We start from the raw sequence: 17,155 nt of genomic DNA, 5'->3' as shown, positions 1-17,155 counted from the left end.
AGATTAAATATTGACTACTTCATATAAAGGTAGGTTACCGAAAGCTTTAAAAGCAGCTGACCCCAACGGTTCGCATTGCGTTCACCTATAATAAAAATATTAAAAAACTCCCATTAATTTGGGAGTTTTTTGCTGTCAGCATCGAAATTACATTTTGTGCTTCATTCCCTTACCCATTTTCATGTGGCTCATCTTTCCGTCCATATCACAGGTTTCTCCTTCCTTCATCATCATGGTTGTTCCATCCTTCATTTTACAGGTGCCATCCATCATACAGACAGTACCATCATGCATGGTCATGTCTTTGTCCATGGCCATCATTTTCCCGTTCTTCATCATCATCATTTTTCCGTCCTTCATCATCACGCAGTCTTTTTTCATACCCATTTTATGACTCATCTTGTGATCTATCTTGTCCATTTTTTCCTGTGCGAAGGCAGTGCCTCCTAAAGTAAAAGCAATAGCAATAATTAGCAATTTTTTCATACCTGCAAGTTTGTGGTGTTGTCAGCGAAGCTGGTATCACCGGTTAAAAAAAATATATCTCAGTTAAATACGAAAGTCTAAATATCCGGGTTGCAATCATCAACCGCTGGTTATTTAAATTTGTGTTAACGGTTTAATCCATCGGGATCTGTAGCAACAACCTGTCTGACAACGACCTGTCAGCAATCCCTTCTGCGCCGAATTCCGCTTGTAAAATTTATTTATAAAAAGCCTTTTTTAATTCGCCTGCGGCAAATTCCTGTGCATCTTTTGCCTCTGGCAAAACAGCCGCCATACCGAAAAACTCATGCGTTACACCTCTGTACATTTTATAGTTTGTGGTAACGCCGGCCTTCTTAAAATTGTCCTTCAGTAACTCACCCTCGCTTCTTAATGGATCATATTCTGCACCAATAATAGTAGTTGGTGGTAACCCGGTTACGTTGGCTGTTACCAGGGAGATCATTGGGTTTTTACCATCCGCCGGGCTATTGAGGTATTGTTGAAAAAACCATTTCATCAGTCCTGAACTCAACGGTTTGGTACTGTCGCTTTCTTTATAGGATGCTGTTGCAAAATCATATCCTGCAATCGGATATACCAATACTTCATGCACCGGCATCTGGAATTTTTTATCCCTCGCCATCATACTTACCGCCGCTGCAAGATTACCACCTGCACTTTCCCCCACTAAAGCAATTCGTTTTGAATCTCCTTTTATAGAGGCGGCGTTTTTTACAGTCCATTCATATGCGGCATAGCAGTCATTGTGTGCTGTTGGAAATTTATGTTCGGGTGCCTGCCTGTAAGCTACTGACACCACTACTGCTTCTGCCTGCTCCGCCATACCCTGCGCTGATGCACCATAGGTATTTAAATCGGCAATAACCCAGCCACCGCCATGATAATATACAATCACAGGGTAGATGCTTTTGCCAGTTTTAGGGGTGTAAATTCTTGCATGTATGGTTCCTCCGGCTACAGCGATATCCTTACCTGTTGTATCTGTATTATCCGGAGGTACTAAAATGTTATGGTCCTTTATAACACCCATAGCTGCGTCAGCGGGCGAAGGCTGTTTGCGGGCTTCGGGAGCGGAAAGCGTTGTTAAAGGCGGCGCACCAAAGCTGCTTAATTTTTCAATTACCACAGTCATCGGATCGGTCATATCTTTTCCCCAGGCTGGTTTCGCTCCGGCTGGTGTAAGCTTTTCCGCTTTACTCATTTTATCCGGATTATTTTTTTCAGTTTGTAAAGCAGTGCTGTCTGTTGCGGTATTTTTATCGGTAGTAGCATTATTTCCGCAGGAGGTAAGCAATACCAGCAAAGAAATGCCCGCTGCGATTGTTTTTTGAAGCATTGAGTAATGTATGCGCATTTTATTTTTTTTGGTTACCATGATATTCCCAATATACATGCCTGATATTCTAACATGCGCTGATAAACCAGGTTTGTAATTTTTATGTGCTGCATATTTTGTTATACCAACGCAGAGAGAAGAAGTGTTTTGAGTTAAAAAAAACCAGGAACACCGTATCCGGAATTCCTGGTTTAAGCTTTTAATTTTATTTTTTAAATATTACTTACGCAAAAAAGGGTGTAACGATGGATACCACCTGCTCTTTGGTAAGCGGCTCATCAAACGCCTCACTGGCATCTTCTGCTGTAATGGCGAAACCATTAATGCCCACCACGTTTACACCAGCCTGGTTGGTTAGCTCTTCACCTGCATAACTTGCATCCACGGCAGGTGTGGCAATACCACTTTGGTTCAATGTTATCCACGGTTGCAACAATACGCCCGGTGGTACAAGAGCACCATAGCGCCTGCGCATTTCGCGTACATGCGCCGCATGCCTGGCTTCAACAGAATGTATTTGTAAAGCCGCCCTTAATATTTCGTTGCTGGATATCAGGTTGCCTGCCTGTCCTTTATAGGCCCTTACGCCAGTGTCTTCAAATGTTTGCGCTACTGCCAGTAGTACACCATAATCTGTAAATACGGTTGGAAACGTCCCTTTAGCGGTATAATCAAAAGAGGCTGCTGTAAAATAAACAGGGGTAGCACCCAGTGAAGTGATGACGGAAGTCAACAGCGCCACGTGTTCCGCCTCATGATCCCGGATAGTGGTTAATGCGCCAATGGCTGCAGCGCTGGGTATAATACCCGATGCTACGACCTGTTTGTAAAATTCCCATTCAATGTACTCCAGCGTAAGTGCAAAATTAAGTACGTCAGTAATGGTGCTGGTTGGGCTGCCCGCGTATGCCTTGTTAAACATACCGCCGATTGCAACAGGTAAAGCAGCGGCGGTAACCTTTCCTGAAAAGTTCAGAAAATTTTTCATTGCACTGCGTCGTCCGTTCAGTTTTTCGTACACTTCCGGATCAACTTTTTCTATTTCTTCTATTATATTTGAAAAATTCATGAGAATAAATTTTAAGAGGTTGGTAAATCTTTTGAAATAATTTTTGTGGATATGAAACCGCTGGCAATGGCCAGTACTTCAGCAGGCGTACGAACAAGGTCGAGGCCATTCATATCCACTGCTGTACTGTCTGCAAAGCTTCCGTAGTTCAGCATATCCCTTAAGGCTGCTGCATGGCGGGCTTCCACTGAAACGATTTTACCCGCAAACAACAGGTAAGTCGCACTCTGTAGCAGCTCTCCGGCACCGTTGTAAGCGGATACGCCCACATCTTCCAATGCCTTTGCCGTACCGAGTACACTGTCCCTGCTATCGAAATTGATGGAACTGAAGTTAACAATCAGTCCGCCAATACGATCATCGCCCAGTACATTCTTAAACCATTCCCGGTGCGCTATTTCATGATCTCTCACATCGCTCAAATATTCCATTTCCTTATCCGAAATGCCTGCATAAGGGGTTTGCAGCGCACGGGTGTAAAAGGCCGCTTCCAGTTGTTCAAGTGCATAGGCGTAATTAAGAATACCTATATCACCGGAGCCAAGGCTTACAACGGCTTTGCCACCGTCTTTTCCACCACCAAGGGAATTAACGTTGGAGGTTAGAGATGGATCCTGGCTGGTTTCTTTTTTGCAGGAAGCAGCAAATAACAATGCACCTGCTGAAAGCCCTGCATAGGCTAAAAATTTTCGTCGCGGCATGGCAGCCTCGACGGATGTTTGAATTAGAGGGACTTCTTTTGAAAGATCATGTGGCATAAAATTGTTTTTAAATGATGGATAATACTTGTTTACGAAATTTTAAATTAGACAGATTCACTTTTAGGGAATTTTTTTAAATATTATTTAACAAATGGCAAACCATCTTTTTAGTATTGATATAATCAAAATACCGGGTATCTTATTCCCGGGTTATTTCTTTTAAATCCCGTTTTTCCCCAACAGTTTAAGGTAATGCGGTACAAGTATCTAAAGATTAAACAGAACAATGAAAGGCGGGATGTAAGACATAAACAGTACTCAATTGTCTAAGTAATCATCTTATCCAAAACTGATTGAGCAGGGTTTTTATAAGAGAAAGAAACGATGATTTAGCAGATACAAGCAAGATAAAAAGACTTTTTTGTGCCTGATAACATCATTACTAAAAGTGCAGCAACTCAATTTAAAAAACTTTAAAATCAACCAACTTCCCCGGCCGTTTTTTCTGCGGTAAATTAACACCAGCCTTTATCCGCATCAATCAGTTTCATCAGCGGCTCTATCCTGCCTGCTTCCCGCAGGGCGCAGGTTTGTTCAGCAAACAAATTGGTTGCTACCGGTTAGTAAGCTATTTTTATACTTCAATACGCTATACCGATATGCCAGTTAAAAAAAATGTTTTGTATTTACTAGCTGCCTGCCTGTTACTGTTAAGCGCCTGCCAAAAAGCGGATATCAGCGGCAACTACGAATACAGAACACTAGGTGTTTCGGCCCGGGACTTTTTAACCGCGGCACCGTACACAACATTACAAATCCAAATAGATTGCATGCCCGGCTTTGCGCCGGATAATGCTGTCATCAGCAATCTCACTACTTTTATAAATGCATACACCAATAAGCCCGGCGGTATCACGGTATTGCAACGACCAATTGCGGCAAGTGGCAAAGCGGCATTAAGCCTTACAGACATTGTAAAAATCGAACGGAACAACCGGATTTTTTTTACCGGGCTTAACACAATAACCTTACACATTTTAATTACTGATGGATATTTCACTTCAACCAACACCTTTGCCACTTCTTACTGGAACACCTCTATCTGCATTTTTGGGCAGGCCATCAATGATAACTCGGGCAGCCAAGGGCTGGTACCAAGGTCAAAACTGCTCAGTACAGTGCTTCAGCACGAAATGGGGCATTTGCTGGGACTGGTAAACCAGGGATCACCCATGCAGTCGCCCCACAGGGATCCGGATAACGGCGCCCATTGCATCAACCCCGATTGCCTGATGTTTTATGGCATTGAAACCAATGCTGGATCAATGAATACCCTCATACCATTGCTTGACGATCATTGTATGAACGATCTGAAAGCAAACGGTGGAAAATAAAAAACCTTCTTTCTGGCTGCATACATTCACAGCATTGTATTAATAGTCGAAAATGGATAGTCTCTTTGTCATCATTGATTATGAATCCAGTAACAACAAGTACCGGAAATACAAATCCTTCCGGATTATTTAATTTTAGCAAATGCCCGAAATGCAGGTGTATTACCAAAATGAGTAGCTTTACCCAGCAGTGGTTGCATACCGGGCCATTTTTAAATATCGCCAATCCGGTGGCCTTGGTTGGTAAATATTAAGAGGCGGTAATGCTTTGCCTCCTAAAAATAATTCTAAACACGTCCCAGTTTCAACAAATCTACCAACCGCATCCAGCCTTAAAAGGATTTGTAAACAATATTATGATACATCAAATAGAATTTGATTCAGGGAAACCTAAATTCAATTTCTCGGTCCCCCCGCTTCCTGAACAAAGCTTATTCTTTTATGTAAGAGATAGTATAGATGCACAAAATACGGCTACAAATCAAAAGGAAACACATTCATCATCAATCATCGTTGGTCCTAACACGAACAGGCGTATCATGACACCCGGGCGTAATCATTTAATTAAAGTTGGCTTTCAGCCGGGTGGGCTATATCGACTTTTTAGGAATACCTATGAACGAACTTTTATGTAAAGATTCGTCTGACTGTAGAGAATTCTTAGGACAGGAGGTAAACGAAGTAAATGATAAATTAAAAGACGCCGTTTCTTTTATAGAAATGAAAACAATTATTGAAGATTTTTTGATTAAACGTTCAGGAAAATTAAAACAGGCCTTACCCGAGGTATTTCTCTTGCTTATAAAGGAACGTGGATTGATAAAAATAGACCAACTGGCATCTCATGCCTGCCTTAGTGCAAGACAATTTGAACGGGTATTCCAGCAACGTATAGGATTACCGCCAAAACTGTTCTCACGTTTAGTAAGATTTGCACAGGCCTGGATAATTAAAGAATAACAGCCGGGCATCAGTTGGATAAAAATTGCTCCTGACTGCGGGTATTTCGACCAGATGCATCTCATACGCGATTTCCAGGAATTTGCTGGTGTTAATCCTTCGCATATTGAATCAGATATTGAATCAGCACAGATGTTATTGTATAACAGTTGATAAACCATTAGATCTACCCTGTACGTTAAATGGGGGATCGGGGTATCGAAGGGAATTTAATGGCCTAAAATGTCGGTTTTGTACTATGTTTTGGCCTTCTCTTCAAGATATCTTTACCTGAGTAATCATTTACATAAAACCTGACCAGGGAATGTGCCTTCGGTTTCGGCTAGCAGTGTATCGCTATTTTCTAATCATTAAATAAAAAAAATGAGAGTTAAAAATATCTGCCGCCGCGTTTTCTTGCTGGCTTTCGTAACATGTATTGGGTTATATGGATTTGCTCAATCAGCCGATATCATTTTAACCAACGGAAAAATATTTACCGCTAATCAACAGCAACTTTACGTGCAGGCGTTAGCCATCAGGGACAATAAAATTTTCGCAACCGGAACCACTGCGGCAATCGAAAAACTTGCTGCTGGCAATACAAAAAAAATTGACCTGGAAGGAAAGACTGTGGTACCCGGTTTCAATGATCAGCATGACCATTTCGCTTTCGCTTTTAGTGCCGCACCGCTCACTTTTGACCATGTTGAATTCAGCGTACCAGGACTCGGTAAAGCTGCCGTACTTGATTCTGTTGCAAGATTATTGGTCAATGCAAAGCCCGGTGAGTGGATTGAAGGTAAAATAGGAACAACTGTCTTTTTTGATACCAGTATGCGCAGATCGCTTGACAGTATCGCACCTGATAATCCTGTATTGCTTCAGGTGCAATGGGGACATGGCGTTGTTACTAACAAGAAAGCATTATACGCAGCTGGGTTAAGTGACACTGCAAAGGATCCGGTTGGCGGCTGGTACGATAGAAACAGCGATGGCAACATTTCGGGTGTTCAGCAAAATGCAGAAGAGCCTTTTAGAATAGCTATCAATATGGCTTATCCTGGAGCAATCATTCCTCTGATGGAGAGTTTTGCCCGGGAGCAATTAAAAGGAGGCATCACTTCAACCCTTTTTATGGGTACCGGATTTACGCATTCATTAGCTACAACAACGTTGCAGCACGCAAACATTCCACGACGTTTGCGCATTGTTGCCTGGCCAAGGTCGACACTCCAGGGCAGGCAGATTTCTGAATGGCCGGTTGTTCCAACACACCCAACTCCCACGAGTACCATATCGGGAATTAAATATTGTATTGATGGCACGCCTTTAGAGGGAAATGCATTGAGCAGCAAACCATATCACAACCGGGGTAATGGAAATGGGCGTTTAAACTATCCGGTTGATACCATACGGCAAATGCTGAAAGAAGCCTTAACAAACAAACGCCAGTTGTTGATACACATCACTGCTGACAGTAGTTTTGGAATTGTTCTTCATCTGATTCAAGAATCCGGAACACCGGAGCAATGGCGGCCATTAAGAGTTAGGGTAGAACACAATACCGCCGGCGATCCCACAAAAGATCAGCGAAAAATTATAAAAAGACTATGGTATTCTGATTATGCATACACCTAAGTTTGCCTTCGACAGCCCGATACGTTCTTTGCTTACAGAAGGAATTTTAGTAGGAATATCACCCGACGGCACTACAAATCCTTTTTGGGATATTATGGTAATTACCAGCCAGCAAGCAAACCCAGATGAAAATATTAGCATAGAGCAAGCTGTTATTGCCTATACAAAGACCAATGCATTTGCCGAGTTTAAAGAAAATGAAAAAGGTATGCTGGTAAAAGGAATGTTGGCAGACTTAACTGTTTTATCCCAGGACATATTCAGTACCAATTCAACAACTCCCGGCAACTACAAGTGTGCTGACTGTGATCGATGGCAAAATTGTATATCAATAGGCAGCCAGATCGTTTGTCAGATATTTCCGTGATAATGCTTATACAGGCAGACCAGTACCGGATATTACAGGTTATCAATAACCTGGTGGCAAATGCAGTAAAGTATTCTCCCGCAACCTCCCGAATATTGATAAGGCTTAAAAAGGAAAATAAAGTAGCGGTATATTCAGTAGAAGATTTTGGGATAGGGATGGCCCGGAGCGAAGTGGACAAAGTGTTTGATAAATTCTACCGGGCAGAAGGAAAAAATATGCATACTTACCCGGGCCTGAGCTTAGGCCTTTTTATTACTAAACATATCATAACCAAACATAGGGGCCTCATTTGGGTAGAAAGTGAGGAAGGCGAAGGAACAACCTTCTTTTTTAGTTTGCCGCTGAAAGCATAAATTAATAATATTGCACCCGTTTCGTCCATCCATGCCGTAGATAACTCTTTCAATTTTGCTTATAGTATTAAAGGTCCTCTTTGATATTTGCATAAGGTTTGGTTACTTAATACCATTTTTTGCTAATGTTTTGGATTGATATCTGATTATTTAATTTTATGCCGTGCAACAACTAACCAACAACCTGCTTTCGCTAGCCCTTCTTCGGGACTTGTTCGACATATGTTCGATAAATAATGAATCTGTATCGAAGCATTCCCGAACAAGAACCGAACAATACACACGTCATTACGACCATTTGTGCGCTTCCCCTATATGTTTTCACCAGGGCGTTGCTGGTGCAAATTGCTTCATTCTATAAATAACCTTTTGCTCATTCTCACTAAAAAGTAAGTCCATACAATTTAATAAGTCCTGTTTTTTAAGAAACATTTCAATAAATTACAATTTGGGGTGTTTGTTTATACTCTGAGAAGCACTTGAACGTTGTAAAAGCGATCAACGAATGCTTACTGTAAACAAGTATCTAACTAAATTATTTTATTCAACTATAACTATGATGCCAGAACCTGCTATTTATCAATCGGTTTTCGATAATTCGTATGTTGCTATTTTATTAACACAACCCGACGGCACCATAATTAAAGCCAATAAGGCCGCCTGTAAATTATTTGCTTATACTGAAGATGAACTAAAGCAACTGGGCAGGCAGGGTATTATTGATCAAAGCGAAAAGATAGTGGAGGAAAAGTTAAAGGAAAGAAAGGATAATGGTTTTGCGACTGGAGAATTTACGGGAATAAAAAAAAATGGCAGCAGGATCAAGCTTGAATTTTCTTCAACCCTTTTCTATGGCGGCGAAGGGGAGGAATTGACGTCAACCACAATGTTGGATATAACGGATAGAAAAAAAACAGAGCAGGAAATGTCGTTGCTAATCAATAATACAGCAGAAGCATTTGTGTTAGTGGATAAAGAACTTTATATTATTTGTTTTAATAAACAATTCAAAAATCTATATAAAAAATATCTTCTGTTGGATGTGCAAAAAGGACGGTCAATACTGGATTATGCCCAGCCCGAAAGACGCGAAGAACTGAAGAAACTATATACCAGGGTGCTCGCCGGCAACACTGAAAAATCAGAGGTTATTGTTACTGGGCCGGATGGAATGACTTGCTTTTTTGGTATTCAATTTTCCCCGGCTAAAGATGATAGCCATTCTACCATCGGAGTTTTTATAACAACAACGGATATTACAGAAGATAAGAAACTGCAGCAACGGCAAGATGAATTACTAAAAGAATTGTCAGAACGGAATGCATTTATTGAAACCATTCTGCAGCACCTGCCCATCGGCATTGCTGTCAATAAAATGGATGATGGTAGCGCCACGATCGTTAATACTAAATTCAGTGAAATTTATGGATGGGATGCAGGTCAATTAACAGATACTGACAGTTTTTTTAGAAATGTATATCCCAAGGAAGGCTATCGAAAACTCATCACAAAAAGAATTATAGATGATATACAAAGCGGTGACCCGGAACGGATGGACTGGAAGGGTATCGGTATTACTACCCAAAACGGCGAACACAAATTTGTTAATGCCAAAAATATTCCTCTTCCACAACAAAACCTGATGATATCGACCGTGATGGACGTTACACATGAATTTGAACAGGCTGCCAAAATCAATCGCAATAAACAAAACCAGGAAGCCATTATCAATGGCACTCAGGATCTGATCTGGTCGGTAGATAAGAATTACTGTATTATTACCGCTAACAAGGCTTATTTGGAAATGCTGCAAATAGCCACTGCGAATGTGCCCGAAGAAGGCGACCTGGTTTTTGTTGAAGCCTTTGGTGAAGAGTTAAATAATAAATGGAAGGCATATTATAAAAGAGCCTTATCCGGCGAAAGGTTCACTGTCAAAGAACAAGTATATAATCCGCTAAAACAGCAGGTGGAGTATGGATTAATTTCCTTTAACCCAATGTATGATAGTGCCGCAGAAGTTTTTGGCGCAGCCTGTTTTTCTAAAGACATTACCGCCGAAACCCTGAATATACAGGCACTTGCCCGGGAAAAAGAAAAAATGGATACAATAATGGAGTCTTCGTTGGATATAATTTGCGCAGTCGATGCCAATGGGCTCTTTGTACAGGTGAGCGCTGCGGCTGAAGCAATATGGGGCTATACCCCGGCTGAGATGATTGGCAAAGGCTTTATTGATTTTGTATATGAAGGCGACCGCACTGCGTCCCTGTTTGCTGCCGCTGAGGTAAAGGCTGGGAATAGTAAAAATAACTTTGAAAACAGGTATGTTAAAAAGGATGGGTCGTTGGTAACCATGCAGTGGTCAGCAAAATGGGATGAGAAAACACAAACCCGGTATGCTGTAGCCAGGGATGTAACGGAAAAGAGAAAGCAGGAAATGATGCTGCTTGAATCTGAAAAGAAATATAAAAACCTTTTTGAAAACAATCCCGCCCCCATGATCATCTGGGATTTTGAAACCCTGCAGATTATTGACTGCAACGAGGAAGCCTTACTAAAATATAATTATACCCGGCCGGAATTTTTACAACTAACCATAAAAGACTTAAGGCCTGAAGAAGATATCCCACTGATTGAAGCAGCGGTAATATCAGAGCAATATTATGGCACTATTCATAAAAAAATATGGCGCCATAAAAACAAAAACGGCGAGATACTATTCATGGATGTGAACGGGCATCTGATGGAGTATAATGGCAGAAAAGTATCACTGGTTATGTTGAATGATTTAACTGAAAAATTAAAAGCCGAAGAACAAAAAGAATTTGAGAAAAGGGATAAAGAAGCACTTATTAACAGCACAGATGACTTAATCTGGAGTGTGAGCAAAAATTATAAACTGATTGCTGCAAACCAGGCGTTCCTTAAAAATTTTCAGCTGCAGACAGAAGCGTTGCTTAAACCCGGTGACAGTTTATTGCTGGAAACTTTTTTTCCGGAAGACTTGCTGCTTTTTTGGAAAGCCGTATATCAGAGGGCATTGTCTGGAGAAGCTTTTAAATTAGAATTGTACAGCCCGGCAAAAGGTGAGATAGATGAAGCCTGGTGGGACATTAATTTTAACCCGATATACAAAGAGCTGTGGGTGGTTGGTATTGCCTGTTATGCCAGGAATATAACGGCATACAAAATATCAGAAAAGAACATACAAGATAGCGAATTTCGCTACCGTACCCTTATTGAGCAGGCTACTGATGCAATCTGTATTACAGACGCTCACATGAAGTTTATCGATGCCAATCCCGCCTGTTCCAGACATACAGGATACTCCAGAGAAGAAATATTAATGCTTTCACTACCTGATATTTTATTTGAAGAAGATCTTATTGCCAATCCTTTCAAAACGGAAGAAGCGGCTTCGGAAGAAACAGTAAGAAGCGAGCGGAGGATAAGGCGAACAGACGGCATGGCTGTCGATATGGAATTAAGCACTAAAAAGCTGGAAGATGGAAGGTTTATTATATTTGGGCACGACATATCTGAACGTAAAAAAGCGGAACAGGCATTACAACATTCAGAAGAAAAATATCGCCTCTTATTTTACAACAGTCCGTTACCTAAATGTATTTATGAAGTTGGATCACTTGATATCATTGATGTAAATGAAATGGCGGTTATGCGCTATGGTTATAGCAGGGAAGAATTTCTCCACATGAATGTTAAAGATTTACAACTAGCCGGTGATTTGCATCAGGCAATGGAAATAATTGACGACAGGAAAATTGCTACCGGTGTATTTCATTCACCCGTATTCAGACATCGAAAAAAAAATGGAGACGTTATCCATGTAGAAGTGACAGGGCATCAGCTCTATTACGAAGGCCGGGATTGCATGTTAGTGTTATGCAATGATGTTACTGAAAGAGAACTGACGCTGAATGTACTAATGGACAGGGAAGCCAAACTGGAGACGGCGCAGCAAATTGCCAAATTGGGTTATTGGCAGCTTGATTTAGATAGTAATGCATTGTACTGGTCGAACGAAGTATTTAAAATTTGGAACAGGGAAGAAAAAAATCAGCCGTATTTTAATACATTTCTTTCCACCATACATCCTGATGACCGCAAAGCATTTTTGACGGCTCAAGGGGCCGCAATAAATGATGGCAAGGAACTGGATTTTCAGCACAGAATACTATTAGCTGACGGATCGGTAAAATGGGTTCATGAAAAAGGGCAGCCGGAAAAAAATAGTGCTGGTAAAATTATTGCTTTAACAGGAACTGTGCTGGATATCACGACACAAAAATCACTCGAGATATCATTGGAAGAAAGCAACCAGCGCTACCGGTATGTTACCCAAGCTACCTCAGATGCAATCTGGGACCGGAACCTGGCTACAGGTATGATATATTGGGGGGAAGGACTTGAAACTATTTTTGGTTACTCTCTGCTGGAAATTAATGGCGATTACAACTTTTGGAAAATTAATATTCATCCGGAAGACAGCGAAGCGGTATTAAAAGATATTTATGCCGTTATTGACGGGAACCTGACTAACTGGGAGGCAGAATACCGGTTTCTAAAGTCAAATAAGACTTATGCGTACGTGTCAGACAAGGGTTTTGTTATAAGAGATAGCCAGGGTAAAGCTATTCGCATGGTGGGTGCGATGCAGGATGTGACCAGACAAAAGCAAAAAGAAGAGCACCTTAAATTATTGGAATCGGTGATAGTCAATGCCAATGATGCCGTTATGATAACCACTGCAGAACCATTCGATGAACCGGGGCAGCAAATTATTTTTGTGAATGAAGCCTTTACCAAAATGACGGGTTATACGGCTGGCGAAATAGCAGGCAAATCACCCAAAATATTGCAGGGACCTAAATCGGATAGAAAAGAGCTGAAACGTTTGGGCGAAGCGATAAGACGATGGGAATGCTGTGAAATTACAACCATCAATTATAAAAAAAATGGTGAACCTTTCTGGATCAATATGTCAGTAAGCCCTGTAGCAAATGATAAAGGTTTAGTTACCCATTTCATAGCAATTGAAAGAGATGTAACGGTTCATAAAAAAGAAGAAGCCGAAAATGTTTTACTGTCTGAAGTAAGCAAGCTATTCAATGAACCAATTGTCTTAAATGAAATATTGCAAAAGTTAGCCAGGCAACTGGTAGTGTTTGGAGAATTCAGCATTTCCGAAATCTGGTTAGTGGGTACAGATCAAAAGAAAATTAACCGGGTTGCCAATTTTCCTGTTGATACATCCATAAAAGACTTTTATGATGACAGAGATGATCCAATAAGTTTTGCAAAGGGCGATGGTCTACCTGGCATTACCTGGCAAACCAACACTACCCAATTGTGGCAAATATTGGAGGATGAAAAACAACTCATTCAAATTGATACTTCCCAAAAACCCGGATTGCATAGTACTTATGGTTTACCCATCACTTACAAAGGTGAAGTAATCGGGGTTTTCGTTTTATCACTTTCTAAAGATGAAGCGGCATCAGGTGTATTAGCTCCTTTGTTTAACAATCTGGGAGCATTTACGGGTGCAGAGATACGACGTAAACAACTGGAGCAGGAATTACACCAGATATTTAATGCTGCTCCGGATGTCATCTGTGTAATAGGCACCGACGGATATTTTAAAAAAATCAATCCTGCCATCTGCCTGATACTTGAATACACGGAAGCGGAGTTGCTATCGGTTCCATTCGTTCAGTTTATTCATCCGGAAGACAGGGAGAAAACAGACAATGATGTAAAAACCCTTGGGAAAGGAGTGTCATCACTATATTTTGAAAACAGGTACATCACCAAATCCGGGAAAATTAAATGGCTGGCCTGGAGTGCAACCCGTTCCGCGGAAGATGGGGTTCTTTTTAGCGTCGCAAAAAATATCACGGATAAAAAAGAATTGGAAAATCTATTAAATAAAGCCAATACTCTGGCGAGAATAGGAAGCTGGGAATTAGACCTTGTAAATAATAAGCTTTTTTGGTCGGCTATCACAAGGGAAATTCATGAAGCTGTCCCTGCCTTTGAACCGAACATGGGCACTTTGATTATGGCTTATAAGAAAGGTAAAAACCGGGAATTAATGACCCAAAGTATACAGGCAGCAATTAAAAATGGCATTCCGTGGGACGTAGAGCTTGAAATAGTAACGGAAAAGGGAAAAGAAAAATGGATACGTAATATTGGGGAAACGGAGTTTGTCAACGGCAAATGTGTGCGGCTCTATGGCAGTCTCCAGGACATTGATGAAAGAAAGAAAGCGCAGGAAAACATAAGACTCAGTGAGGAAAGAAGGGAACTTATTATGAATTCGGCGCTGGATGCCATTATTTGTATCGATAAGAAAGGGCTGGTTACTTTCTGGAATCCGCAGGCAGAAATCATTTTCGGATGGAAAGAAAGTGAAGTGATGGGGCTGGTGCTTTCGGATCTTATCATACCCGAAATTTACCGGTCACGTCATAACGAAGGAATGATCAACTATTTGAAAACAGGGATCGGGCCAGCCCTTAACGTATTACTTCAATTATATGCCGTTAATAGAAAGGGTGAAGAATTCCCGATCGAACTGACGGTACTGCCGATTCAGCAGGAGGGTGAAGAATTCTTTTGTGCTTTTATCCGGGATATTACTGAACGGAAACTTTCAGAAAATCAAATGATCGAACTGAACGAAAATCTGCAAAAGCAGGCGAAAGCCTTATCAAATTCCAATAAGGAACTGGAACAATTTGCATTTGTTACTTCTCACGATCTGCAGGAACCGCTCCGCATGATAACCAGTTTTTTAGCACTTCTGGAAAAAAAATATGGTAATATCATTGACGATAATGGAAAAAAATACATTGATTTTGCTGTAGACGGTGCTAAACGTATGCGACTGATCATTCTTGACTTACTTGAATTTTCAAGAATTGGAAGGATGGAACACGAACTTGAAAATATTGATTTGAGCGGCTTGATTGATGAAATACTTGTATTATTTAGAAAACAGGTAGAGGAAAAAAATGCTGTGATCAATGTTGCCCCGCTACCATTGCTGAAGTGGCACCGTTCTCCACTGCAACAGGTATTTCAAAACCTTATTGGAAATGCTTTAAAATATGGAAGCGACGCCAGACCTGTTGTAATTGATATTAAGGTGAAAGAATTAAAAGATAGCTGGCAGTTTTCTATAACTGATAATGGCATAGGAATAGAGCAGGAATATTTCGAAAGAATCTTTATCATTTTTCAACGGCTGCATAATAAAAATGAATATTCGGGAACAGGTATGGGGCTTGCTATTACTAAAAAAATCATCGAAAATTTTGGAGGCAGTATTTGGTTGGAATCGGAAGTAGGTAAGGGCAGTACTTTTTACTTTACCTTTGCGAAATAATCCAATCGATGAAAAAACCCGCTATTCCTGAAAACGAATCAGAAAGACTAAGAGTGCTGGAAAGTTTCGATATTTTGGATACACTTTCTGAAGCAGAGTTTGATGATATTACCAGCATTGCATCCACTATATGCAACTCGCCTATCTCGGCGATTACGTTGATCGACAAAGACAGGCAATTTTTTAAATCCAAAATCGGACTGGAAGTATTACAAACACCAAGAGACATCGCTTTTTGCGCACATGCCATTAATGACCCTTCAGAGCTGATGATTGTTCCTGATGCCAGGAAAGACATCCGTTTTGCAGACAATCCGCTGGTTACCGAACTTCCTCATGTAATTTTTTATGCAGGCGCCCCGTTAGTAACAACCGATGGATATGCATTGGGGACCCTTTGCGTAATAGATCATCAACCTAAAGAACTTTCTGTTAATCAGAAAAAGGCGCTGCACAGTTTGGCTAACCAGGTCATGCTGTTATTTGAACTCCGGACTAAAAATAAGTTGCTCCGAATGTCTGAAAAAAAGGTAGAAGCACTGGCCAAAGAAATGGAATTATTCGTCTATGCAGCTTCTCACGATCTGCAGGAGCCTTTGCGGATGATAACCAGTTTTATGGATTTGCTGAAAAAAAATTATGGGGAACAGTTGGATGAGAAAGCCAATACATACATCAATTTTGCAACCGACGGCGGCAAACGAATGCAGAAACTGGTGGCTGGTTTACTAGACTTATCACGGACAAACACTGCAAATAAGGAGAAAACGTTAACGAGCCTGGATGATACATTGAAAGAGGTCCTTCAAAATATTTCAACCCTGCTTAAGGAAAGAAAGGCTGAAATAATTATTTCTACACCATTACCTGTATTGGAGGTTTATGCAGAAGACATGGGCCGGCTCTTCCAAAATCTTCTAAGCAATGCTATTAAATTCAGCAATGCAAATGTTCCTCCCATTGTTAAAATAGCTGCAGTTGAGCAGGATAAAGGATGGCTGTTTAGCATCCAGGACAATGGTATTGGAATGAAAGCAGCAGACATCGAAAAGATATTTGAAATCTTTGCCCGGTTGCATTCCCAGAGCGATTATCAGGGCAGTGGAATTGGCCTGTCTATTTGTAAAAAGGTTGTTGAGCGACATGGTGGCAGAATATGGGCAACGTCTGAAGAAGGCAAGGGAAGCGTTTTTTATTTCACCATCCCCCATCTATCAAAATAAAAATCAGCGAAGAAAATTAAGCTAATTTTTACCAGTTCATCTATCCAATGTTGACGAAGGGTATAAATTTATCATGCCGCTATAATACATAATAAAAAGGTTGAGGCGGCAAACCATTCGAAACTTCATCCGTTATTCTTCGCACTAATTACTGGCAAATATTTGCAGGGGCCACGTGCAACATGCATCATCAATTTTAATT

Annotated in this window: 12 protein-coding genes; 8 read left to right on the top strand and 4 right to left on the bottom strand. The window is 40.8% G+C overall.

Annotation, left to right across the window (positions count from 1 at the left end):
* Positions 1-147 precede the first annotated feature (147 nt).
* From QWZ08_RS00540 to QWZ08_RS00525, 4 genes are all read right to left on the bottom strand, one after another.
* Positions 148-486: a DUF6799 domain-containing protein gene (locus tag QWZ08_RS00540; RefSeq protein ID WP_290335200.1), complete on the bottom strand. Its 339-nt coding sequence runs from the start codon at positions 484-486 to the stop codon at positions 148-150.
* Between the two features lie 217 nt (positions 487-703).
* The gene (locus QWZ08_RS00535; RefSeq protein ID WP_290335199.1) at positions 704-1,864 is read right to left on the bottom strand and encodes an alpha/beta hydrolase; all 1,161 of its coding nucleotides are present in this window, start codon (positions 1,862-1,864) and stop codon (positions 704-706) included.
* A 205-nt stretch (positions 1,865-2,069) separates the two neighbouring features.
* Entirely contained in the window at positions 2,070-2,915 is an 846-nt protein-coding gene (locus tag QWZ08_RS00530; RefSeq protein ID WP_290335198.1) for a ferritin-like domain-containing protein, read from the bottom strand.
* Between the two features lie 11 nt (positions 2,916-2,926).
* Positions 2,927-3,673 (bottom strand): ferritin-like domain-containing protein, encoded by a 747-nt coding sequence (locus tag QWZ08_RS00525; protein WP_290335197.1) that lies wholly within the window; start codon positions 3,671-3,673, stop codon positions 2,927-2,929.
* 623 nt (positions 3,674-4,296) lie between these two features.
* Here QWZ08_RS00525 and QWZ08_RS00520 point away from each other — a divergent pair.
* The 8 genes from QWZ08_RS00520 (at position 4,297) to QWZ08_RS00490 (ending at position 16,953) form a co-directional block, all read left to right on the top strand.
* Positions 4,297-5,010 (top strand): zinc metalloprotease, encoded by a 714-nt coding sequence (locus tag QWZ08_RS00520; protein ID WP_290335196.1) that lies wholly within the window; start codon positions 4,297-4,299, stop codon positions 5,008-5,010.
* Between the two features lie 263 nt (positions 5,011-5,273).
* Positions 5,274-5,645, top strand: coding sequence for a DUF6597 domain-containing transcriptional factor (locus tag QWZ08_RS28160; RefSeq protein WP_353960468.1), 372 nt, complete (start codon positions 5,274-5,276; stop codon positions 5,643-5,645).
* Positions 5,626-5,970 (top strand): hypothetical protein, encoded by a 345-nt coding sequence (locus QWZ08_RS00515; RefSeq protein WP_290335195.1) that lies wholly within the window; start codon positions 5,626-5,628, stop codon positions 5,968-5,970. Before QWZ08_RS28160 ends, QWZ08_RS00515 begins: the two co-directional genes overlap by 20 nt.
* Before the next feature lie 363 nt (positions 5,971-6,333).
* Positions 6,334-7,590, top strand: coding sequence for an amidohydrolase family protein (locus QWZ08_RS00510; protein WP_290335194.1), 1,257 nt, complete (start codon positions 6,334-6,336; stop codon positions 7,588-7,590).
* Positions 7,577-7,957, top strand: a complete 381-nt coding sequence (locus QWZ08_RS00505) for an amidohydrolase family protein (protein ID WP_290335193.1) — start codon at positions 7,577-7,579, stop codon at positions 7,955-7,957. The genes QWZ08_RS00510 and QWZ08_RS00505 overlap by 14 nt, the downstream gene beginning before the upstream one ends.
* Positions 7,958-7,959: 2 nt before the next feature.
* Positions 7,960-8,313 (top strand): sensor histidine kinase, encoded by a 354-nt coding sequence (locus QWZ08_RS00500; protein ID WP_290335192.1) that lies wholly within the window; start codon positions 7,960-7,962, stop codon positions 8,311-8,313.
* A gap of 556 nt (positions 8,314-8,869) precedes the next feature.
* A complete protein-coding gene (locus QWZ08_RS00495) occupies positions 8,870-15,730 on the top strand; it encodes a PAS domain S-box protein (RefSeq protein WP_290335191.1) in 6,861 nt (2,286 codons plus the stop codon).
* 8 nt (positions 15,731-15,738) lie between these two features.
* Complete coding sequence (locus QWZ08_RS00490; protein ID WP_290335190.1) at positions 15,739-16,953, top strand: sensor histidine kinase; 1,215 nt, start codon at positions 15,739-15,741, stop codon at positions 16,951-16,953.
* The last annotated feature ends 202 nt before the right edge of the window (positions 16,954-17,155 follow it).

Source organism: Ferruginibacter paludis, from assembly GCF_030409685.1.
Classification (GTDB): Bacteria; Bacteroidota; Bacteroidia; order Chitinophagales; family Chitinophagaceae; genus Ferruginibacter; species Ferruginibacter paludis.
Note: the sequence above shows the minus strand (reverse complement) of the source record. Positions and strands in the feature narration are given on the sequence as shown.

Coding starts and splice junctions, on each gene's coding strand:
- QWZ08_RS00540 (WP_290335200.1), bottom strand. CDS start 486: ATGAAAAAATTGCTAATTATTGCTATTGCTTTTACTTTAGGAGGCACT.
- QWZ08_RS00535 (WP_290335199.1), bottom strand. CDS start 1,864: ATGCGCATACATTACTCAATGCTTCAAAAAACAATCGCAGCGGGCATT.
- QWZ08_RS00530 (WP_290335198.1), bottom strand. CDS start 2,915: ATGAATTTTTCAAATATAATAGAAGAAATAGAAAAAGTTGATCCGGAA.
- QWZ08_RS00525 (WP_290335197.1), bottom strand. CDS start 3,673: ATGCCACATGATCTTTCAAAAGAAGTCCCTCTAATTCAAACATCCGTC.
- QWZ08_RS28160 (WP_353960468.1), top strand. CDS start 5,274: ATGCTTTGCCTCCTAAAAATAATTCTAAACACGTCCCAGTTTCAACAA.
- QWZ08_RS00515 (WP_290335195.1), top strand. CDS start 5,626: ATGAACGAACTTTTATGTAAAGATTCGTCTGACTGTAGAGAATTCTTA.
- QWZ08_RS00510 (WP_290335194.1), top strand. CDS start 6,334: ATGAGAGTTAAAAATATCTGCCGCCGCGTTTTCTTGCTGGCTTTCGTA.
- QWZ08_RS00505 (WP_290335193.1), top strand. CDS start 7,577: ATGCATACACCTAAGTTTGCCTTCGACAGCCCGATACGTTCTTTGCTT.
- QWZ08_RS00500 (WP_290335192.1), top strand. CDS start 7,960: ATGCTTATACAGGCAGACCAGTACCGGATATTACAGGTTATCAATAAC.
- QWZ08_RS00495 (WP_290335191.1), top strand. CDS start 8,870: ATGATGCCAGAACCTGCTATTTATCAATCGGTTTTCGATAATTCGTAT.
- QWZ08_RS00490 (WP_290335190.1), top strand. CDS start 15,739: ATGAAAAAACCCGCTATTCCTGAAAACGAATCAGAAAGACTAAGAGTG.